Below are 21,191 nucleotides of genomic sequence, written 5' to 3'. Positions count from 1 at the left end.
GGCCTGACGGGCTGACCGACCGTCGAGCGTTCGACCGTCGGTCAGCGCGCGTCGATCAGCGGCCGGAGGTGACGGTTCCAGGCCCAGGTCCCGGCTCCGATCGCCGCGAACGCGAGTGAACCGAGCAGGAGTCCGACGAGCGTGTCACCCGCACCCGGAACCGTCGCCGTCGGACCCAGGAGCCCGAACAGCAGGGTGAAGCCCACGAACGCGCTGCCGAGCCACGCCGGCTTCGACCAGGCGAGGATGGCGCGTCCACCGAGTGGTCCGAGGGGGAGGAGCGCGATCGACGCGGATCCGATCCCCGCGATCGCGGTCAGGTTCACCGCCTCGACCAGCATCGCGCCGACACCACCGTTCGGCTCGCCGGCCAAGGTCGAACCGAGCCAGGCGATCGAACCGAGCCCGGCGGCCGCAGCGATCCGGGCCAGCGCGAGGCGGCCCGCGATGCGTGGCGTGATGGCCTCGGAATCGGTCTCCACCGAGGCTGTCGAGCCGACGTCATGCGTTTCGGGTCTCCGGGTCGGGCGGAGTTCGGTCAGCAACGCGAAGAGGAGAGCCGGCTGGAGGGCCAGCAGGCGTGAGAGCGCGGTGACGATGCCGACCGGCACCAGTCCGCCGACACGGACGCTGACGCGCATCGAGCCCAGCCCGGCTCGGCGGGCGACGACGAGCTGCGCGAGGAGGCCCACGACGTTGATCGCGACCACGGCGACGAGCGAGGCGAACCACAGTCGGAGATACGCCGGCTGACCGCTCACGGGGTGCGCGAACATGAGGATGCCTGCTGCGAGCACGGCGGTGACGACGGCCAGCACCGTGCGACTCGGGAGCGGGACCGACGGGACCCGCTCGAACTCGTCCCTCGGTCGATTGCGCCCGGTCACCGCTGCACGACGACGGTCGGTGATCGTGGCGCGCCAGGGGGCAATGGAGGTCGCGAGGAGTCGGGCCGGGATCGCGATGAGCGCCACTGCCGCGAGGGCGAGGAGGGCGGCGAGCCACCACACCGGCTGGCCGCGGCCGTCGATCGTGGAGGCGAGGGTCTGCGTGAACGGCGTCGTCCCCGACCAGAGGCCGCCACCGCCGCTGGGCGGGGCGGCGCCGGGCAACGGCTCGCCGCTGGGCGACGGGGTCGGCTGCTGCGTCCCCGGAGCGGGAGCCCCTGGCGCGGGCGCAGGCTTGGAGCCGTCAGACGGCGATGGGGAGGCGGGCGGCGCCGGCGTGGCGGGCGCGGCCGATGCATCGCCGAACGTCAGGGTGATCGCCCTACTCGCCCCGCTCGTGTTGCCGGCGGCATCCTGCTGGATCGCGAGGACGACGTGCGCGCCCGCAGGCACGCCACCGCCCGAGCAGCTCCAGGCGCCACCGGTGACGACCGCCGTGCAGACCGACGTCGAGTCGGCGAAGACCGTGACGGTCGCGCCTTCCTCGCCGGTGCCGGCGTAGCTCGCCGCCGAGATCGGCATCGCCTGTCCTGCCGTCGGCGAGGACATCACGGGCGGGGCCGGAGCGTCGCGGTCGACGGTGAGCACGACCGGGGCGGACGCGTCGGAGCGCTCACTGCCGCTGAACGACGCCTGCTGCGTCGCCGTCACGGAGAGGTCGCCGGACGGAAGCGGCTCGCCCAGCACGCAGAACCAACTTCCGGAGCTGTCCGCCGCGAAACTGCAGGTGGCACCGGAGTCGGCACGGACCGTGACCGTCGCCCCGGGGTAGGCGGTGCCGCGGACGCCGCCGTTGCTCGGCGTCCCCGCGGTAATGGTGGGCGGGCCGAGCGCGGAAACGGAGATCTGAGCGGAGAGCGTCTCCGGACCGCCGACCTCGACGGCGGTGATGAGCAGTCCGCCGCCGTCGGGCAGGTCGATCGTGCAGGACCAGTCGGTGCCGTCGTCCTGCGGCAGGATGCAGACCGGCTCGAGACCGTCGCCGACCTGCAGCTGGACACCCGTGCCGGCGTCCTTCGTCCCGGTGACCGTGGTGCTGCCGCTGCCGATGAAGGAACCGGAATCGGGACTCGTGATGGTCGGCCCGTCGAGGGGCGGTGGAGTCGGCGTCGCCGCGCTCTCACTCGGGGTGGGGAGCGGCTCGGGCGTCGCGGATGCAGGACCCGCAATGGTCGTCGTCCAGAGTCCGGCCGAGAGGAAGACGGCGAGAAGGATCGCGGCGCGTCCGATCGAGCGATTCGATCGGACTCCTGTTCCTGCGCGCGCGTGTTCCCCGGTCACCGTCTCCATTCCCCCAAGATCACCGCGGGAAGTCAACCTCCCGCGCCAGATCGGGTCACATTCCAGGCCGATCCGCACGGAAAAATCGTCGCGACAGGTGCGCTCGGGCCGGCGGTCCGCCATACTGGCGCGACTGGGTCATCCGTCCCAGTCGAGTCGACCGCGATGGAGCGGCACGACCCGCAGGCGCCCCGGGAAGGGTTGCGATGCCGAGGATCTCCGTTGTCGACCGACGAGCCGAGCTGATCAGGGCCGCCCTCCGCGTCGTCGCAGCCGAGGGCGTCGCGGCCGCCACGACCCGGGCCATCGTGGCCGAGGCCGGGATGTCGCTCGCCAGCTTCCACTACGCCTTCGCCTCCCGCGACGAGCTCCTCGCCGAACTGGTCGCACACGTCGTCGAGCATGAACGCGTCGTCCTCGACGTCGGCGAGCTGCTGACGGACACTGAGGCCGGTCAGGAGCATCCGCCCACCCTCGAGGCCGTCGTCCGTGCCGGCCTCGAACGCTACGTCGACCTCCTCCGCGCCGATCCGGCTCGGGAGGCGGCGATGCAGGAGCTCAGCGCCTACGCGATGCGGATGCCGGGCCTCGAGCACCTCGCGCTCGAGCAGTACCGGCGGTACGAGGAGCTCGCGTGTGAGGCGCTCGCGCTCGCCGCAACGGTCAGCGGCAGCACCTGGACCCAGCCGGTCGACGAGATCGCGCGGACCGTCATCGCCTTCACCGACGGGCTGACACTCGGCTGGCTGGTGCGACGCGACGATGGCGAGGCCCGGCGACTCGTCGGGACGGTGGCGCACCTCGTCGCAACCCTCGCCGAACCGGGGCCGGGATGAGCGGCCTCGGCACCGCAGCAGTCGACCACTCGGCAGACCGACGGGTCACCGGGCGCTGGGTCGCCGCCTTCGCGGTCGCCTGGCTGGGCGTGTGGATGGCCCAGCTCGCCCCGCTGCAGCTCCTCCTGCCCGCGCAGATCGACGCGACGCTCGCTCCCGAGCACTGGGTGGACAGCGTCGTCGCCTTCGGGGTCGTCGCCGGGGCGGCCGGACTCTGCTCGATCATCGTGTATCCGCTGACGGGCGCCCTGCCCGACCGCACCCGGTCGCGGTTCGGGAGACGCCGCCCGTGGATCGCAGGTGGTGCGCTCGTCTTCGCCCTGGGGCTCGTCCTCCTCGGCCTCCAGACCGGCATCGTCGGCATCGGCGTCTGCTGGTGCCTCGCCATCATCGGCTTCTGCATCCTGGGAGCGGCGCTCACCGCGACCATCTCCGATCAGGTGCCCGTCGGACAGCGCGGCTTCGTCTCGGGTTGGATCTCCGCTCCGCAGGCCGTCGGGGTCATCCTCGGCATCGCCCTCCTGCTCCTGCTCGGCACCCGGATGGCCGTCGGGTACCTGGCACTCGCCGTCCTCCTCATCGTGCTCGTCGTACCGTTCCTCCGGCTGCCCGATCCACTCCCGACGGGTGATCGACCCGTGACGCTCACCGTGCACGCGCTCCTGGAGAGCCTCTGGATCTCACCGCGACGGCACCCCGACTTCGCCTGGACCATGCTCAGCCGCGTCCTCGTGAACCTCGGCAACGCCTTCAGCACCTCGCTGCTCTTCTACTTCCTGCTCTTCGGGCTGGGGGACGCCGACGCCGAGACCGACCTGCTGCTGGTCACGATCGTCTACACGGTGTTCGTCGTCGGGTCCTCGATCCTGCTCGGCCGTCTGTCCGACCGCATCGGACGACGACGCGTCTTCGTCGTCGCGGCCTCCGCCTCACAGGCGCTCGCCGCACTCCTGCTCGCGATCTGGCCCTCACTGCCGATGGGGTTCGTCTCGGCGGCACTGATCCGGCTCGGCTACGGCTGTTTCATGTCGGTCGACCAGGCGCTGGCGACGCAGGTCCTGCCGGACCCGGCGTCGCACGGCAAGGACCTCGGCATCATGAACATCGCCCAGGCGGTGCCGCAGGCGGTCGCCCCGCTCATCGGCGCGTGCCTCGTCGCCTGGCTCGGCGGATTCGCCGGCCTCTACCTCGTCTCCGCGGCCTGCGCCGTCGCAGGGGCGGTCGCTGTCACCCGAGTACGAGGAGTGCGCTGATGACCATCGAACTGACCGCCGGCGGCCGGGTGTCCGAGCCGATGCCCTGGCTCGACCCGAGACGGTACTGGGGCGGTATCGAGCGGGCCGTCTCGGACGTCGACTCGCCCGTCGCCGTCCTGCATCTCGGAGCCCTCCGCCACAACACGCACGACATGCTCCGACGTGCCGCGGGGAAACCGATCCGCATCGCCAGCAAGTCCATCCGCGTGCGAGCGGTGATCGACGCGCTCCTCAGACAACCCGGGTACGCCGGTGTGCTGGCCTACTCCCTGTCCGAGGCGCTCTGGTTGTCCGAGACGGTGGACGACATCGTGGTCGGTTACCCGACAGCGGAGCGCGGTGCCATCGCACGGCTGGCAGCCGACGAACGTGCGGCCTCGCGGGTCACCCTCATGATCGACTCCCTCGACCACCTCGACCTCGTCGACGCGGTGACACCACCGGAGCGACGCGCGCGGATCCGCGTGTGCATCGAGCTCGACGCCTCCTTCCGTGCACCCGCCCTCGGCCACGTCGGTGTCCGCCGCTCGCCCCTGCGCACGCCGGACGAGGTCCGGGCTCTCGCCGAGGCGGTCGTCGCCCGACCCGGCTTCAGCCTGGTCGGGATCATGGCCTATGAGGCGCAGATCGCCGGGCAGGGGGACGACCTCGCGGGGCGACCGGCGTGGTCGGCTGCGCTCCGCGCGATCCAGCGACGCTCGTGGGCCGAACTCCGGGAACGTCGTGCCGCCGTGGTCGAGGAGGTCCGAGCGGTCGCGGATCTGGAGTTCGTCAACGGCGGCGGGACGGGATCCCTGGAGCTGACCGCGTCCGACGACTCGGTGACCGAGATCGCCGCGGGGAGTGGCGTCTTCGGCGGGCACCTCTTCGACCACTACCGGGCGTTCACGCCGGCACCGGCTGCGGCGTTCGGTCTGTCGGTCGTCCGGAAGCCGTCGCCGGAACTGGCGACGATCCTCGGCGGCGGATGGGTCGCCTCCGGTCCGCCGGGGCTCGACCGCCTCCCGCTCATCGCGTGGCCGGAGGGCCTCGAGATGCTCCCGCGCGAGATGGCCGGCGAAGTGCAGACGCCGGTCGCCGGGGCTGCGGCGGCGTCGCTCAGGCTCGGCGACCGCGTCTGGTTGCGGCACACGAAGTCCGGGGAGCTCAGTGAACGGGTGGACGCCTTCCACGTGGTCGGCGACGACGGGGTGGAAGCCGTCCTACCGACGTACCGCGGCGAAGGGCAGGGGTTCGTCTGATGGGCAGGGCGACGGCGTGGACGAACTGGGCGCGCACCGAGCGGGCGTGGCCCGTGCGGGTCGAGCGGCCCGACTCGGTCGGCGCGGTGCAGCGCCTCGTGCGTGCAGCGGCGGGAGCGGGCCTCCCGATCAAGGCGGTCGGAGCCGGACACAGCTTCACCGGGATCGCCGTGGCGCCCGGTGTGCTGCTCGAGCTCGACGCCCTGAGTGGACTGATCAGGGTCGATCGGGAACGCAGCCGGGTGACCCTCCGCGCCGGCACGCGCCTCCACGACGTCCCGCGTCTCCTCGAACCGTTCGGTCTCGCCATGCCGAACCTCGGCGACATCGACCGGCAGTCCGTCGCCGGCGCGATCTCCACCGGCACGCACGGGACCGGGATGGCGTTCGGCGGCATCGCGACGCAGGTCGTCGGGGTGACGATGGTGACGGCGGACGGCGAGCTGCTGACGTCGGACGCCGAGCAGGAACCAGGGCTCCTCCCGGCGCTGGCGCTCGGGCTCGGGGCGCTCGGGATCCTCGTCGAGGTGACGCTGCAGTGCGTCCCGGCGTTCGTGCTGCACGCGGTGGAACGGCCGGAGTCGCTCGACGAGCTGCTGCCCGTGCTGCTCGACCGGGCCGCCGCCGTCGACCACTTCGAGTTCTACTGGTTCCCGCACACCGCGACCGCCCTGACCAAGACGAACTACCGGTTGCCGGGTGATGCGCCCACGCAGCCACTCCGCCCGGTCGCGAAGTGGATCGACGACACGCTCCTCGCCAACGGGGTCTACCGGGTCCTCTGCAACACGGGCGTCGCCGCGCCGGCCATCGTCCCGCGCGTGAACCGGCTCGCGGACCGCCTCGTCGGCGACCGAGAGTTCACCGATCGGTCGCCGCGGGTGTTCACCACGAGCCGCACGGTGCGGTTCGTGGAGATGGAGTACGCGGTGCCGCTCGAGCACCTCCCGACCGCGTTCGCCCGGATCCGCACGCTCATCGAGGAGCGGGGGTGGCGGATATCCTTCCCCATCGAGGTCCGGGTCGCAGCGGCGGACGAGCTGTGGCTCTCCACCGCATCAGGACGCGCGACCGGATACGTCGCCGTGCATCGCTTCTTCCGCGAGGACCCGGGGGAGTACTTCCGCGCCGTCGAGGCGATCATGATCGAGCTGGGCGGTCGGCCCCACTGGGGCAAACTGCACGGCCGTGACGCATCGTCCCTGCGTGGCGCCTATCCTCGCTTCGACGAGTTCATCCGCCTCCGCGACCACCTCGACCCCGGCCGCCTGTTCGGGAACCGGTACCTCGCCCGCGTCCTCGGCGAGTGACAGCCGGCCGGGAGTCCGGTGCGTCCGCGCTGCACGCCTGCTGCGTGCTTCCTCCGAACTCCCCAAGGGCACCGGCGGGTCGCAGGTAGAATGGGCAGACCCGCTCTCCATCGACTCACAAGGAGCCCATCCTCATGGAATGGCTGATCCCAGTCCTCATCGTCGTCGCCCTGGTCGTCATCGTCGGCATCTACTTCTGGGTGACGTACAACTCGCTCGTGACGCTGAACGTGCGAGTCGAGGAGGCGTGGAGCGACATCACCGTCCAGCTGAAGCGGCGCGCCGACCTGATCCCGAACCTCATCGAGGCGGTCAAGGGGTACGCGGCGCACGAGAAGGCGGTGTTCGAGAACGTGACGAAGGCTCGTGCCGAAACGCTCACCGCCCAGGGACCGGCGGCCGTGAGTGAGGCCGAGACCCACATGCAGCAGGCGCTGAAGAGCATCTTCGCCGTCGCGGAGGCCTACCCGCAGCTCCAGGCGAGCCAGAACTTCCTCCAGCTCCAGTCCGAGATCGTCGACACCGAGGACAAGATCCAGGCCTCGCGCCGCTTCTACAACGGCGGTGTCCGGGAGCTGAACACCAAGGTCAAGGTGTTCCCGAACAACCTGTTCGCCAAGGGCCTCGGGTTCTCGGAGCACGACTTCTTCGAGGTCACCGACAACGCGGCGATCGCCGAACCGCCGCGCGTCCAGTTCTGACGTGCGGTAGCGCAGTCCCATGTACCGCGCCATCGCCAGGAACAAGCTCAACACGGTCCTGATCTTCGTCGTCTTCCTGGTCATCATCGGCGGCCTCGGTTGGCTCGCGGGGTATCTCTACCAGAACCTGACGATCACGATCGTGGTCCTCGTCGTGGCCGTCGTGTACGCGGTGATCCAGTACTTCTTCGCGGGGCGGCAGGCCATCGCGATGACCGGAGCGCAGCGCATCGAGCTGGCCGACAACCCGAGGCTGTACCGCATCGTCGAGAACCTCGCGATCACGACCGGGACGCCGATGCCCGAGGTGTACCTCATCGCCGACCCGGCACCCAATGCGTTCGCGACGGGTCGCGACCCCCAGCACGCGATGGTGGCTGCGACGACCGGCCTCCTCGAGATCCTCAACGACGCCGAGCTGGAGGGGGTCATGGCCCACGAGCTCGGTCACGTCCGCAACTACGACATCCGCGTGTCCATGGTCGTCTTCGGCCTCGTCGTCGCGATCGGGTTCCTCTCCGACATGCTCCTCCGGATGACGATCTGGGGAGGCGGCAACCGGAACAACAACAACGGCGGCAACCCCGTGATGCTCATCATCGGCATCGTGGCGATGCTCGTGGCGCCGCTGCTCGCGACGCTCGTCCAGCTGTCCATCTCGCGGCAGCGTGAGTACCTCGCCGACGCGACGGGGGCCCTCACGACCCGTCATCCGGAAGCGCTCGCGAGCGCGCTGGGGAAGCTCGCCGCGTACGGTCGACCGATGGCGAAGCAGAACTCGTCCATGGCGCACCTCTGGATCTCCGACCCGTTGAAGCCCGGCGCGGTCGCCCGCTTGTTCAGCACCCACCCGCCGCTCGTCGAACGGATCAAGCGCCTGAGCACCATCGGCGGCGGCTTCTAGGCGAGGACATCCCGGTCCCGGATACACGAATGGGGCGGCACCCGGAGGTGCCGCCCCATTCGGCGTTCAGGCGAGAACCGTTACTCGGTCTGCTCGTCGGAGTCGAACGTCACCGTGACCTTGTCGTCGGCGTCGATCGTGATCTTGCCGGGGAAGTTCAGGTACGTGTCCCACACCTGCTGACCCGCCACGGCGCTGCCGTACCAGGAGGCGTCGAACGAGCCGTCGATGCGGCCGTCCGAGGTGTAGAAGTACGAACCGCTCTCGTCGACCTCGACGGTCGGGGGAGAGGTGAGCGTCCAGGTCACCGGGCCGACACTCGTGAACTGCTTCTGCTGCCAGTCCGGCATGACGCCACAGGTGGTGTCGAGCGTGGTGGCGTCGAGGCACTTCTCGATCATCGCGACGACCTGCTTCGTGACCTCGGTTGTGAGCGCCTCGGTGGCGGTCACGTCGATGTCGATGAAGGCCGAACCCTCGCCGGCGCTGTACGAGCTCAGCGTGATGGTCTGGGCATCGCCCTGCAGGAACTTGCTCTCCGGCGGAGCGACCGTGTAGATGGCCGGATAGGCGAACAGGCTCTCGTCGGACGCGCCGTCGAAGTTGACGCCGTTGACGCTGAACGCCGTGCCACCGAGACCGGTGTAGACGTTGATGCTGCCGACGAGGGAGCTGGCGAGCTTCCACTGGTCGAAGAACAGGAATTGCTTGCCTTCGCTCTCGAGCGTGACCGAGTCCTCGTACTTCTTGCCACCGAGTTCGTACGTGACCTGCACGCGTGCCTCGCCGTTGCGGTTGTAGACCCGGCCGACCTCGGGGTTCTTGATGCGCTCGTCGGCGCCCTTGAGGACCTCGTTGGTGAGCAGTGCGGTCGGCTTGACGGGTTCGGGGGCTGCCGCTTCGGCGTCGGGATCGGCCGACGCGGAGGGGTCCGGCGTGGCTTCGGGCTCTGCAGACTCGTCGTCGGTGCTGCCGACGATCGACGGGTCCGGCGCGACGAGGCTCGTCGCGAGCTTCGCGTCTCCGGCGGCGATGGCCTTGAGGTATTCCTCGACCTTCGCCTGCGGGCCGAACGCCGTGGTGTTCAGCACACCGATGGTGATGGCGGCTGCAGCGATGAGCACGAGTGCGCCACCGGCGATCGACGACCACAGGATGATCCGCTTCTTCTGCTTCGGGTCCATCGGTTGCTTCGGAGCGCCGGTCGCGTACGGGTTCTGCGCCGTCGCGTACTGGCCGTTGGGCTGCTGGCCCTGCTGGTACGGGTTCTGCGCGCCGGTCTGCTGTCCGGTCTGCTGACCGTAGGGAGCCGGGGGTGCCTGGTTCGGAGTCTGCTGCTGTCCGGACTGGTACGGGTTCTGCTGACCCTGCTGGTACGGATTCGGGGTCTGCTGCTGTCCGGACTGGTACGGGTTCTGCTGACCCTGCTGGTACGGGTTCGGGGTCTGCTGCTGGCCCGCCTGGTACGGGTTCGGCGTCTGCTGCTGTCCGGACTGGTACGGGTTGGGCTGCTCCTGACCCTGCTGGTACGAGGGCTGCTGGTCGCCCTGGGACGGCTGGTGCTGCTGCTCGCCCGGGTTCGGCGGGCCTGGTTGCTGTGGTGTGGTGTCGTCGTTGCTCATGGGCGGGTTCCCCTCGTTTCGGACCATGAAGGTGCCCGCCAATCCTATAGTTGTTGTGTATCTCCTGAGAGTGATTGTGCAGGCTGAGCATGGGGAGTGGTGCCCATGTCCGGCGTGAGTGGGAGGAGCCGGGTACCGACGGCGTGCGCCAACGGTGCCGCCAGCGTCCCGCGGTCGACGACGACCACCGCATCGAGTCCCTGCCAGTGGGCCGTCTGGCCGAGGAGCTCCGCCAGGCGTCCCGCGATCGCGTCATCGTCGACGGGACGAAGCCCCCTGACGACGGCATCCTGGTGTCCACGCTCGAACCAGGCGGACTGGACCCGCAGGACCCCGGCCTGACGGTCGCTCTTCAGGTCGACGCGCGCGACGATCTCGCCGTCGATGAGGACCGGGAGCACGTAGTAGCCGTAGACCCGCTTGGGCTCCGGCGTGTAGATCTCGATCCGGTAGTGGAGCCCGAACATGCGGAGGGCACGCTCGCGGAACCAGACGACCGGGTCGAACGGGCTGAGCAGCGCGGCCCCCTCGATCCGCCGCGGCCGACGGGCGTCGCGGTGCAACCATGCCTCCTGCGGCCCGCCGCGTCGCTCCCAGCCGGCCACGGTCACGGGTTCGAGGACACCGGCGTCCACGAGCTCGTCGACCGCCCGGCGGACCGCGGTCTGCGGCTTGATCCGGAAGTAGTCCGCGAGGTCGGCGACGGTCGCGACGCCGTGGGCTGCGGCGGCCTGCTCGACGAGCGCACGGATCGCATCGGCCCGGTCGATGTCGAGGTCGAGGAGGTGCTGCGGGAGCACCTGCTCGGCCAATGCGTACCGGCGTTCGAACCGGTCGCGACCGGCCGTGACCACTTCGCCGTAGAGGAACAGGACCTCCAACGCCCGCTTCACATCGGACCATCCCCACCAGGGTCCACGTCGGACGTTCGCGTCGTGTTCGATCTCACTCGCCTTCAGTGGCCCCTCGACGCGGAGGAGTGCTCGCACCCAGTCCAACATCTCCGTGTTCTGGCTCGCCCAGGTGGTCTCGTCGCCGGCATGCTTCGCGCGGTGCGCGTCCATCCGCCACCGGAACAGCGGCCACGAGTCGCGGGGGATGAAGGCCGCCTCATGCGCCCAGTACTCGAGGTAGGGCGCGTCGGCTCCGAGCGTCAAGCGATCGAGCAGTGTCTTGTCGTACCCGCCGAGCCTCGCGAACAGCGGCAGGTAGTGACTGCGCTCGAACACGTTGACAGAGTCGATCTGCAGGAGCCCCAGCCGGTCGATCGTCGAGCGCAGGGTGCGGGTACCCGCCGGGGTCGTGCGCTGCGGGGCGCCGAGTCCCTGCGCACCGAGTGCGATCCGTCGGGCGAGGGCGGGGGAGAGGGAAGCGGACACGGCCCGACGCTAGCACCGGCGTCGGACACCCGCCGTGCACTGCGGAGGCGCCGCCGCCCACCGGTGTCCGCATGCGCTCACCGGCATGTGCCAGCCCTACACTTGAGCAATGGCGGACGACACTCCGAAGACCTGGTGGGGACGCTTCCTCCCCGAAGCGGCCTCGCCCGTGCGCGAACCGGACCTGAGCGGATCGAGCAGCGTCCCGCGCGGCATGCGCGTGGCCGCAGCGTGGTCCTGGCGGATCCTGCTGGTGGCCGCGGTCGTCGCGCTGCTCGTCTTCCTCGTCGTGCAGCTCCGCCTCATCGTCATCCCGCTCCTCATCGCCGTCCTCGTCTCCGCGCTGCTGAAGCCTCTCGTCGACGTCCTGGTGCGTCACCGCTGGCCGAAGGGCCTCGCCATCGCACTCGCGATGGTCGGCACGCTCTCCGTGGTGAGCGGACTGATCTTCCTCGCCATCTCGCAGATCACCTCGCAGTTCGCCTCCGTGCAGGCCCGCACCATGACCGCCTACGGCGATTTCAAGGCCTTCCTGCTCGCCAGCCCGTTGCACGTGACCGAGACGCAGCTCAACGACTTCATCGCCCAGGCGTTCGACTCGCTCCAGCAGGACAGCCAGGTCCTGCTCTCAGGCGCCCTGTCGATCGGTTCGACGCTCGGCCATGTCGCGACGGGCGTCTTCCTGACGCTCTTCTGTCTGCTGTTCATGCTCATCGACGGTCGGACGATCTGGCGTTGGACGGTGCGCGTCTTCCCGCAGCGGGCACGCCCCGCCGTCGACAGCGCCGGTCGCGCAGGATGGCGGACGCTCGGCAACTACGTCCGCACGCAGATCCTCGTGGCCTCGATCGATGCGGTCGGTATCGGACTCGGCGCGTTCTTCCTCGGCGTCCCGCTCGCGATCCCGGTCGCCGTGCTCGTGTTCCTCGGCTCGTTCGTGCCGATCGTCGGTGCCGTCGTGACCGGAGCCGTGGCCGTCTTCCTCGCGCTCGTCTACAACGGTCCGGTCATCGCGCTGCTCATGCTCGGTGTCGTGCTCCTCGTCCAGCAGCTCGAGGGGCATGTCCTGCAGCCGCTCATCATGGGTACGGCCGTCAAGGTGCACCCTCTCGCCGTCGTCCTCGCCGTCGCGGGCGGCACGCTCGTCGCCGGCATCCCCGGCGCCCTGTTCGCGGTGCCCGTGGTGGCCGTGATCAACGTGATGGTCCACACCATCGCCAGCGGCACGTGGCGGACCGGCGGCAGTGCGCCGCCGGAACCGGGTACCGACGGCGCCATCTGGCAGACCGTCCCGAGCCCCAGGCGAATCCGTCCGGGCTCCCGCTCGTCCCACGAGCCGCAGGATCGCCCAGGCGATCAGGAGCCCCAGCACCCCAGCGAAGACCTCCGAGAGACCTCGTCCCCAGAAAGTCCAGGACCCCGCACACCATGACCGATACAACGACCACCACACCCGTGTTCCCCGGCCCGTCGCTCGCCGCGTTCGAGCGAGCCAGGGACACCCTCGTCGGCACCGTCCAGCGCACGCCGATGGAGAGTTCCCGCTACCTCGCCGACGTCCTCGGCGTGCCCGTGCATCTCAAGTGCGAGAACCTCCAGCGCACCGGCTCCTACAAGATCCGCGGCGCGTACAACCGCATGTCGAGCCTCACCCCCGAGGAGCGGGCGCGCGGCGTCGTCGCCGCCTCGGCGGGCAACCACGCGCAGGGCGTCGCCTTCGCCGCCCGCGAGCTCGGCATCACCGCGACCATCTTCATGCCCGTCGGCGTCCCGCTCCCGAAGCTCGCCGCCACGCGCGACTACGGTGCGCACGTCATCCTGCGCGGCCACACGGTGGCGGAACCGCTGATCGCCGCCGCCGAGTTCGCCGCGGAGACCGGTGCCATCCTCATCCCGCCGTTCGACCACCCGGACGTCATCACCGGGCAGGGCACGCTCGGTCTCGAGATCCTCGAGGAGGTCCCCGACGTCGAGACGGTCATCGTGCCGATCGGCGGCGGCGGGCTCATCTCGGGTGTCGCGGGGGTCATGAAGCAGCGCGCGGCCCTCGAAGGACGCACCATCCGGGTGATCGGCGTCCAGGCGGCGAACGCGGCCGCGTACCCGGTGTCGCTGGAAGCCGGAACCCCGACGACCATCGCCGTGCAGCCGACCATCGCCGACGGCATCGCCGTGGCCCGTCCCGGTGAGCTCAACTTCGAGATGATCAGCGCGCTCGTCGACGAGGTCGTCACCGTCAGCGAGGACGACCTCGCCCGGGCCATCGTGGTCCTCCTCGAGCGCGCCAAGCTCGTCGTCGAACCTGCCGGAGCCGCCGGTGTCGCGGCGATCCTGGCCGGGAAGATCGAGCCGACCGGCACGACGGTCACCATCCTCTCCGGCGGCAACATCGACCCCCTCCTGCTGCAGCGGGTCGTAAGTCACGGACTCGCGGCCTCTGACCGCTACCTGACCCTGCGCATCCCACTGCCCGACCGGCCGGGCCAGCTCGCACGGACGGCGGAGCTCGTCGCGCAGGCCAATGCGAACGTCATCGAGGTGCTGCACACCCGACACGGACACGGCCTGCAGATCAGCGACGTCGAACTCGAGCTCAGCATCGAGACGCGCGGTCCCGACCACCGCGACCTCGTCGTGCAGACGCTCCGCGAGGCGGGGTACGACCCGCAGATCGTCGACGACTGATCCGACTGCCGGAACGCAGCAGGGCCCCGCCGTGTCGGCGGGGCCCTGCTGCGTCTGGTCGGTCGCGAACGACGCGACGTGCCGGATCAGGAACCGGTGTAGGTCTCCACCGCGCTGATCGACACGGTGATCTCCTTGCCGTTCGGCGCCTCGTAGGTGGTCTTGTCACCGATCTTCAGACCGAGGATGGCGGCACCGAGCGGGCTGCCTTCGCTGTAGACGTCGAGGTCGGTGTTGCCCGCGATCTCGCGGCTGCCGAGCAGGAAGCGCTCCTCGCCGCCCGCGACGACCGCCGTGATGACGGTGCCGGACTCCACGACACCGGTGGACTGCGGTGCCTCGCTCACCTTGGCGTCGCGCAACATCTGCGTGAGCGTCCGGATGCGGGCCTCCTGCTTGCCCTGCTCGTCCTTCGCGGCGTGGTAGCCGCCGTTCTCCTTGAGGTCGCCCTCTTCGCGAGCCGCTTCGATGCGCTTGGCGATCTCCTCGCGGCCCGTCGTGCTGAGGTGTTCGAGTTCCGCCTGCAGCCGGTCGAAGGCCTGCTGGGTGAGGAACGTCTCCTGGATCTGCTCGGACACGATGGAACTCCTTTGCATGGTGGGTCCGCACACGACGGCCGAAACGCCCGTCATATGCCAGACGCCCCGGCGGAATGCCGGGGCGTATGAAGTACTGGCTTCGAGTATCGCACGATCGGCGCGGGAGTGTGGCTCGCGCGCCGACGCCCTCGAGGGTCAGGAGCGGTGCTCGACCACCCAGCAGGTGTCGACGACGCCGGTGTTGCTGAGCTCCGTGGTGCGGACGCTCTCCGTGAAGGTGCGGGTGCGCTGCTCGGACGGCGGCAGCTCGACGACCTTCCATCCGACGACCGCGAACTGCTCGTTGAGCGCCTGGACCGAGCAGGCCATGGGGGTGTCCTGCGGACCGGTGACCTCGAAGGACACGCTGACCATCGTGTCATCGACGATCTCGTGCGCCGTGTTGCGCGACTCGATGCTCGGCCGACTGCCGTCGAGACCGGCCCACACGACCCAGGCGACGAAGACGACGGCGAACGCTGCGGCGGCCAGCCAGATCAGGCGGCGGTCGCGGGCACGGTTGCCAGGGGTGCGTCCGTAGCGCGCCGCGATGGCGTCCTGAGGGCCGGCATCCTGCAGGGGAGAGGTCACGTCACGGGCTCCGGTTCGAACGGTTAAGCTGGACCAGGAGTGCGAGACGCCTCGAGGTCGACACCTCAAGCGTATTGCCTCTTCCTGGATGCGGAGTCCCGACCGCGTCGTCACGTCACGAGTCGCGAAGCGGTCCCCTCGCGCAGACCAGCCGGAAGGCGGAGCACCATGACCATGAGACTGCTCGCCGTGCACGCGCACCCCGACGACGAGTCGAGCAAGGGGGCGGCGACCCTCGCGCACTACCGGAGCCTCGGCGCCGAGGTCATGGTCGTCAGCTGCACGGGTGGCGAACGCGGCGACCTCCAGAACCCCGCACTCGCCGACGTCGCGATGATCGAGCGCGACCTCCCCGGATACCGTCGCCTCGAGATGGCCGCGGCGCAGGAGATCCTCGACATCGAGCACCGGTGGCTCGGCTATCAGGACAGCGGGATGGCCCGCGATGACGGCACGGTCCCACCCGCGAGCTTCGCCGACATCCCCCTCGAGGTCTCGACCGGTGTGCTCGTGCGCATCGTCCGTTCCTTCCGGCCGCAGGTCATCATCACCTACGACGAGAACGGCGGCTACCCGCACCCCGACCACATCCGGTGCCACGAGGTGAGCGTCGCCGCGTTCGAAGCGGCGGCCGATCCCACGCGCTATCCCGAAGCGGGTGAGCCCTGGCGCGTCGACAAGCTGTACTACGACCGCTCGTTCAGCCCCGCCCGGCTCGAGGCCGTGTACGCCTACCTGCTGGAGCACCACCCCGACGACCCGGCGGTCGAGCGACTGGCCGAGATGCGGGAGTGGATGGCCGGCCGGCCCGATCTCGCGACGACGCACGTGCCCGTCGGCGACTTCTTCGAGGCTCGCGACGCCGCGCTCCGGGCGCACGGCAGCCAGGTGCCGCCGGACTCACCGTTCTTCTTCTGGCCCAACGACGTCCTCCGTGCCGCATGGCCGTTCGAGGACTACCAACTGGTCACGTCGCACGTCGCGTCGACCACTCCAGAGTCGGAGCTGTTCGACGGCATCGACACCAGCGAAGGAACCGCATGATGCACCACCTGTTCACCGAGGTCCTGTTGGCGGTCACGCCGTCGCCGTCGCCCTCGCCGGCGTTCGACGAGAACCAGGTGACGCCGGGACCGTGGGGCTTCGTGATCACCTTCGCCATCGCCGGCATCGTCGTCTTCCTCGTCATCGACATGGTGCGTCGCGTGCGCCGGGTCAACTACCGCGCGGAGATCGACGAGCGGCTCCAGGCCGAGGTCGCCGAGCGGGCAGCCGCGGACCGCGCGGGGAGCGACACCGGTGACGCGGCCCCCGCAGGCGTCGAGGACGACCCTCGCCCGCCGTCGGACCGGTCGGCCCGCTGACACCACCACCGCGACGCCTCGCCGCGCGCCGGGCCACGGGTCGTCAGCGGTTGTAGACCGGGGCGATCGCGATCAGCAGGATCCCGGTCCAGTGGCAGAGGAACGCGAGCACCGTGCACAGGTGGAAGAGCTCGTGGAACCCGAATCGCCCCGGCCAGGGGTTCGGGCGCTTCATCGCGTACATGACCGCGCCGACCGTGTAGAACAGGCCACCGGCGGCGACGAGCACCATCGTGACGAAGTTGCCGCGGGCGATGTCGCCGAGGTACGCGACCGCACCCCACCCGAGTGCCAGGTAGAGCGGGACGTACAGCCACCGCGGGGCGTTGATCCAGAACACGCGGAAACCGATGCCGAGGAGCGCGCCGCCCCAGACGAGCACGAGCAGGAGGTTGCCCTGCGCCGGTGGTAGCGCGAGCACGGCGAGCGGTGTGTAGGTGCCGGCGATCAACAGGAAGATGTTGGCGTGGTCGATCCGCTTGAGGAGGAGCTTGACCGAGGGGCGCCAGGAGAACCGGTGGTAGAGCGCCGAGTTCCCGAAGAGCAGCATCGAGGTGAGCACGAACACCGTCGAACTCCACTTCGCGGCCGCACCCTGTGCGAGCACGACGAGGACGATCCCGGCGACGATCGAGATGGGGAAGATCCCGGCGTGCAGCCATCCGCGCCAGGTCGGTTTGACCTCCTCCGGTGCGGCGGCATCGTCGGCGGCGACCTCGAGCAACGGCAGCTTCGGCAGCTCGGGATCTCCACTCGTCATGGGTCCAGGATACGGGGTGGCACGGAACCCGTACTGGGAGCGATGCAGGAAACTGCACTAGCGTTGCAGGGTGATGACGAGGCATTCCGCACCGGTGGACGGCTTCCTGTACGGCGTCTACGCACGGCGCCTCCGGAAGGCGCTCACTCCGCAGACGCTGCCGCACCATGTCGCGATGATCATCGACGGCAACCGGCGGTGGGCCAAGCAGCTCGGGTACGACACCGCGGCGCACGGCCACCGGGCCGGTGCGGCGAAGATGCGTGAGTTCCTGACCTGGTGCGACGATCTCGGCATCGGCGTCGTCACCCTGTACCTGCTGTCGAGCGACAACCTGGTGAACCGCGCGCCGGACGAGCTGGACGACCTCGTCGACATCATCGCCGACCTCGCCGAGGGGCTGTCGCACTACCGTGACTGGCGAGTGAAGCACGTCGGTTCGAGCGACGGTCTCCCGGAGTCGCTGCGCACGGCGTTGACGAGTGCTGAGGAGCGCACGGCCGACCGTGCCGGCATGCACATCAACCTCGCGGTCGGCTACGGCGGTCGCACCGAGATCGTGGACGCGATGCGCGCGATCGTCGCCAAGCACCACCTCGAGGGTCGGAGCCTGGAAGACCTCGCGGCGCTGCTCACCCCCGACCTCATCGGTGAGCACCTCTACACGGGAGGCCAGCCCGACCCCGACCTCGTCATCCGCACCAGCGGCGAACAGCGGATGAGCGACTTCATGCTCTGGCAGAGCGCCCACAGCGAGTTCTACTTCGTCGAGGCGCTCGGGCCCGACCTCCGCGAGGTCGACTTCCTCCGCGCCCTCCGCGACTTCTCCAGGCGGCAGCGGCGGTTCGGCGGATGAGCCGGTCCACGCCCGCCTCGGAGCCGGACGAGCCGGAGACGGCGTCCCGGTTGGAGACCTTCCAAGCAGGATTCGGTGAGGTCGACGGCTATCTCAACTACGGCAGTGTCGGTCCGTTGGCCGCGTCCGTCGTCCTCGAGGCCGCCCGCTGGAACGACGTGCTCGCGAGTGCGACGCCCGGCACGCTCGGCGCGGTCGACGGGCAAGACGAACGGATGCGTACCGCCGTCGGGACGCTCACCGGGTTCCGTGCCGACCAGGTCGTCGCCCAGCCCAACACCTCGCAGGGCCTCATGCACGCGATGTTCGGCCTGAGCGGCACGGTCCTGCTCTCCCGCTTGGAATACCCCACGCTGCCGCTCGCGGCGGAGCGGGCCGCCGAGCACCGGCACGTGCTCAAGCCGAAATGGCTCGAGACGCGACGCGGACACGTGACGGCCGAGAGCGTGCGCGAACAGCTCGACGACACCGTCACCGCCGTGGCCGTGAGCCTCGTCGACTACCGCACCGGATACGTCTGCGACCTCGAAGCCGTCCGCGAGGTGATCGGCGACCGCCTCCTGATCGTCGACGCCATCCAGGGCTTCGGCGTGGTCGACGCCCCCTACGCCGTCGCCGACGTGGTCGCCTCGGGCGGGCAGAAGTGGATGCGCGCAGGCTGGGGCACCGGATTCCTGGCCCTGAGCGACCGCGCCGTCGAGCGGCTCGAGCCGGTGTTCTCGGGCGTGACCGGCACCGACGAGGCCTGGCCGTTCAGCGCGACCCCGGCACCGAGCCGATCCGTGCGCGCATACTCGATCACCAGGCCCGACCCGCTCGCGGCGGCGCGGTTCGCCGCGTCGCTGGAAGACACGGTCGCCGTCGGGACCGCGACGGTGCACGCCGCGATCGCCGAGCTCACGGCCGAGGTGATCGAGCTCGCGGACGAGTTCGGTGTCGCGGTGGTCTCCTCGCGAGACGAGCACGATCGCGCGGGCATCGTCGTCCTGGAGCCGGAGGAGTCCGTCCTCGACACGCTGTGGACCTCGCTCGAGAACCACGGCGTCACCGCGACGATCCGCGCCGGGGCCGTGCGGCTCAGCGTGCACGCCGGTACCAGTCGGCAGACGCTGGACCGACTGCGCGGTGCGCTGCTCTCGTTCGCGACGGCCGCGAGCTACTGAGCCGCCGTCCGACCACCGGCGGTCCAGGAGACGGCCCCCATCTGTTCACCTCCCCGTAACAGGACACGGGGCGTGTCGTCGCATCGATGTCGGTGGCCGGACGTACGTTCATCTCATCGGGCATGGAGCCCGGTCGAGACGGCCACACAAGTTCGGCTCGAAACCCTGCAGGCGGCCGTTTCGCACAGTGATCCGAGCATCAGATGCTCGGGGTGGGAGTGGTTGTGGCCTCGCGAGAAATCCAGAACACGTCAGCCGGCATCGAGACGCGGGATGCGTCGACGAGACCGAGCCGACGACCTGCCGACCACACGGTGAGCGGGGGAGATCAGGCGCAGGCCGAGATCACCTACGTGCTCGACACCTCCGTGCTGCTGTCGGACCCCAAGGCGCTCTTCCGGTTCGCCGAGCACGCCGTCGTCATCCCGGTCGTCGTCATCAGCGAGCTCGAGGGCAAGCGCAACGACCCCGAGATCGGCTACTTCGCACGTCAGGCACTCCGCATCCTCGACGAGCTCCGCATCGAGCACGAACGCCTCGACTTCCCGATCCCGGTCGGTGACGGCGGATCCCTGCGGGTCGAACTCAACCACTCGAGCATGGCCTCGCTGCCGTCCGGTCTCCAGCTCGGCGACAACGACTCGCGCATCCTCGCAGTCGCGCTGAACCTGGCGAACGACGGCCTGACGGTCACGGTGGTGTCCAAGGACCTGCCGCTGCGCGTCAAGGCGGCCTCCATCGGTCTCCAGGCGGAGGAGTACCGGGCGGAACTCGCGGTCGACTCGGGCTGGACGGGCATGTCCGAGATCACCCTCGGCTCCGAGGACATGAGCACGCTGTGGGAGCGCGAGGAGGGGACGACGCCGATCATCGAGGACCTGCCGATCAACACGGGCCTCGTGATCCACTCCGACCGGGGATCCGCACTCGGGCGGGTCACGGGCAAGCGCAGCTACAAGCTCGTCCGTGGCGACCGCGACGTCTTCGGTCTGCACGGACGCTCGGCCGAGCAGCGGCTCGCGATCGACCTCCTGCTCGACCCCGAGATCGGGATCCTCTCGCTGGGAGGTCGAGCCGGGACGGGGAAGTCCGCGCTCGCCCTCTGCGCGGGCCTGGAGGCCGTCCTCGAGCGACAGGCGCACAAGAAGATCATGGTGTTCCGGCCGCTGTACGCGGTCGGCGGCCAGGAGCTCGGGTACCTGCCCGGCGACCAGGGCGAGAAGATGAACCCCTGGGGACAGGCGATCTTCGACACGCTCGGCGCGGTCGTCTCGCAGAACGTGCTCGACGAGGTCGTGGAGCGGGGCATCCTCGAGGTGCTGCCGCTGACGCACATCCGAGGCCGTTCGCTCCACGACGCCTTCGTGATCGTCGATGAGGCGCAGTCGCTCGAACGCAACGTGCTCCTCACGGTCCTCAGCCGGATCGGGCAGAACTCGCGGGTCGTCCTCACGCACGACGTCGCCCAGCGCGACAACCTGCGCGTCGGCCGCCACGACGGCGTCGCCTCGGTGATCGAGACGCTCAAGGGGCACCCGCTGTTCGCGCACGTCACGCTGACGCGCTCGGAGCGGTCGGCCATCGCGGCACTCGTGACCGAGATGCTCGAAGGGAACGAGCTGGCCTAGCGGCCGTCGGCGGAGCGGGCCGGCGAGGCTCGCTCCGCCGCCTCCGGCCGCCTGTGGAGAACGCCGGAGGCCGGCACGATGATCCTCCT

At 69.8% G+C, this 21,191-nt stretch carries 19 protein-coding genes; 13 read left to right on the top strand and 6 right to left on the bottom strand.

Annotated elements, in window-relative coordinates; all coding sequences use genetic code 11:
- Window positions 1-41: 41 nt before the first annotated feature.
- A complete protein-coding gene (locus tag RWN05_RS05525; RefSeq protein WP_314138870.1) occupies window positions 42-2,228 on the bottom strand; it encodes a hypothetical protein in 2,187 nt (728 codons plus the stop codon).
- A 206-nt stretch (window positions 2,229-2,434) separates the two neighbouring features.
- On the opposite strand from RWN05_RS05525, the gene RWN05_RS05520 reads away from it, so the two are divergent.
- The 6 genes from RWN05_RS05520 (at window position 2,435) to RWN05_RS05495 (ending at window position 8,476) form a co-directional block, all read left to right on the top strand.
- Window positions 2,435-3,064 (top strand): TetR family transcriptional regulator, encoded by a 630-nt coding sequence (locus tag RWN05_RS05520; RefSeq protein ID WP_314138869.1) that lies wholly within the window; start codon window positions 2,435-2,437, stop codon window positions 3,062-3,064.
- Entirely contained in the window at window positions 3,061-4,317 is a 1,257-nt protein-coding gene (locus RWN05_RS05515) for an MFS transporter (RefSeq protein WP_314138867.1), read from the top strand. Before RWN05_RS05520 ends, RWN05_RS05515 begins: the two co-directional genes overlap by 4 nt.
- A complete protein-coding gene (locus RWN05_RS05510) occupies window positions 4,317-5,561 on the top strand; it encodes an alanine racemase (protein WP_079002031.1) in 1,245 nt (414 codons plus the stop codon). Before RWN05_RS05515 ends, RWN05_RS05510 begins: the two co-directional genes overlap by 1 nt.
- Window positions 5,561-6,871, top strand: coding sequence for a D-arabinono-1,4-lactone oxidase (locus RWN05_RS05505; RefSeq protein WP_079002032.1), 1,311 nt, complete (start codon window positions 5,561-5,563; stop codon window positions 6,869-6,871). Before RWN05_RS05510 ends, RWN05_RS05505 begins: the two co-directional genes overlap by 1 nt.
- A gap of 134 nt (window positions 6,872-7,005) precedes the next feature.
- Window positions 7,006-7,572 carry a LemA family protein gene (locus RWN05_RS05500; RefSeq protein ID WP_064296457.1) on the top strand — a complete coding sequence of 189 codons (567 nt, stop codon included), beginning with the start codon at window positions 7,006-7,008 and terminating at the stop codon, window positions 7,570-7,572.
- 19 nt (window positions 7,573-7,591) lie between these two features.
- Complete coding sequence (locus RWN05_RS05495; protein ID WP_079002033.1) at window positions 7,592-8,476, top strand: M48 family metalloprotease; 885 nt, start codon at window positions 7,592-7,594, stop codon at window positions 8,474-8,476.
- Between the two features lie 80 nt (window positions 8,477-8,556).
- Here RWN05_RS05495 and RWN05_RS05490 read toward each other — a convergent pair whose 3' ends face one another.
- Both RWN05_RS05490 and RWN05_RS05485 read right to left on the bottom strand, forming a co-directional pair.
- On the bottom strand, window positions 8,557-10,098 hold the full coding sequence (locus RWN05_RS05490; protein WP_314138864.1) for a hypothetical protein: 1,542 nt from the start codon (window positions 10,096-10,098) through the stop codon (window positions 8,557-8,559).
- 44 nt (window positions 10,099-10,142) lie between these two features.
- On the bottom strand, window positions 10,143-11,477 hold the full coding sequence (locus tag RWN05_RS05485) for a DNA glycosylase AlkZ-like family protein (protein WP_314138863.1): 1,335 nt from the start codon (window positions 11,475-11,477) through the stop codon (window positions 10,143-10,145).
- A gap of 109 nt (window positions 11,478-11,586) precedes the next feature.
- On the opposite strand from RWN05_RS05485, the gene RWN05_RS05480 reads away from it, so the two are divergent.
- Together RWN05_RS05480 and ilvA are read left to right on the top strand one after the other, a co-directional pair.
- Window positions 11,587-12,909, top strand: a complete 1,323-nt coding sequence (locus RWN05_RS05480) for an AI-2E family transporter (protein WP_071261075.1) — start codon at window positions 11,587-11,589, stop codon at window positions 12,907-12,909.
- The gene (gene ilvA, locus RWN05_RS05475; RefSeq protein ID WP_064296452.1) at window positions 12,906-14,162 is read left to right on the top strand and encodes a threonine ammonia-lyase; all 1,257 of its coding nucleotides are present in this window, start codon (window positions 12,906-12,908) and stop codon (window positions 14,160-14,162) included. Before RWN05_RS05480 ends, ilvA begins: the two co-directional genes overlap by 4 nt.
- An 86-nt stretch (window positions 14,163-14,248) precedes the next feature.
- Here ilvA and greA read toward each other — a convergent pair whose 3' ends face one another.
- The gene (gene greA, locus RWN05_RS05470) at window positions 14,249-14,740 is read right to left on the bottom strand and encodes a transcription elongation factor GreA (RefSeq protein WP_240555708.1); all 492 of its coding nucleotides are present in this window, start codon (window positions 14,738-14,740) and stop codon (window positions 14,249-14,251) included.
- Window positions 14,741-14,896: 156 nt separating this feature from the next.
- Entirely contained in the window at window positions 14,897-15,331 is a 435-nt protein-coding gene (locus RWN05_RS05465; protein WP_167620448.1) for a DUF4307 domain-containing protein, read from the bottom strand.
- 168 nt (window positions 15,332-15,499) lie between these two features.
- Here RWN05_RS05465 and mca point away from each other — a divergent pair, with 168 nt between their 5' ends.
- The gene (mca, locus tag RWN05_RS05460; RefSeq protein ID WP_314138861.1) at window positions 15,500-16,375 is read left to right on the top strand and encodes a mycothiol conjugate amidase Mca; all 876 of its coding nucleotides are present in this window, start codon (window positions 15,500-15,502) and stop codon (window positions 16,373-16,375) included.
- Window positions 16,372-16,695 (top strand): hypothetical protein, encoded by a 324-nt coding sequence (locus RWN05_RS05455; RefSeq protein ID WP_079002042.1) that lies wholly within the window; start codon window positions 16,372-16,374, stop codon window positions 16,693-16,695. The genes mca and RWN05_RS05455 overlap by 4 nt, the downstream gene beginning before the upstream one ends.
- Window positions 16,696-16,738: 43 nt before the next feature.
- Here the strand turns inward: RWN05_RS05455 and RWN05_RS05450 are convergent, their stop codons facing one another.
- Window positions 16,739-17,455: a hemolysin III family protein gene (locus tag RWN05_RS05450; protein WP_314138858.1), complete on the bottom strand. Its 717-nt coding sequence runs from the start codon at window positions 17,453-17,455 to the stop codon at window positions 16,739-16,741.
- A gap of 73 nt (window positions 17,456-17,528) precedes the next feature.
- On the opposite strand from RWN05_RS05450, the gene RWN05_RS05445 reads away from it, so the two are divergent.
- The 3 genes from RWN05_RS05445 (at window position 17,529) to RWN05_RS05435 (ending at window position 21,102) form a co-directional block, all read left to right on the top strand.
- Complete coding sequence (locus RWN05_RS05445) at window positions 17,529-18,311, top strand: isoprenyl transferase (protein ID WP_064296447.1); 783 nt, start codon at window positions 17,529-17,531, stop codon at window positions 18,309-18,311.
- The gene (locus RWN05_RS05440) at window positions 18,308-19,474 is read left to right on the top strand and encodes an aminotransferase class V-fold PLP-dependent enzyme (RefSeq protein WP_314138856.1); all 1,167 of its coding nucleotides are present in this window, start codon (window positions 18,308-18,310) and stop codon (window positions 19,472-19,474) included. The genes RWN05_RS05445 and RWN05_RS05440 overlap by 4 nt, the downstream gene beginning before the upstream one ends.
- Before the next feature lie 203 nt (window positions 19,475-19,677).
- On the top strand, window positions 19,678-21,102 hold the full coding sequence (locus RWN05_RS05435; RefSeq protein WP_399542881.1) for a PhoH family protein: 1,425 nt from the start codon (window positions 19,678-19,680) through the stop codon (window positions 21,100-21,102).
- Window positions 21,103-21,191 lie beyond the last annotated feature (89 nt).

The sequence above is a fragment of the uncultured Plantibacter sp. genome (genome assembly GCF_963518075.1).
In the GTDB taxonomy this organism is placed as follows: Bacteria; Actinomycetota; Actinomycetes; order Actinomycetales; family Microbacteriaceae; genus Plantibacter; species Plantibacter flavus_A.
The sequence above is the reverse complement of the archived record's forward strand: the minus strand, read 5'-3'. Positions and strand labels throughout refer to the sequence as shown.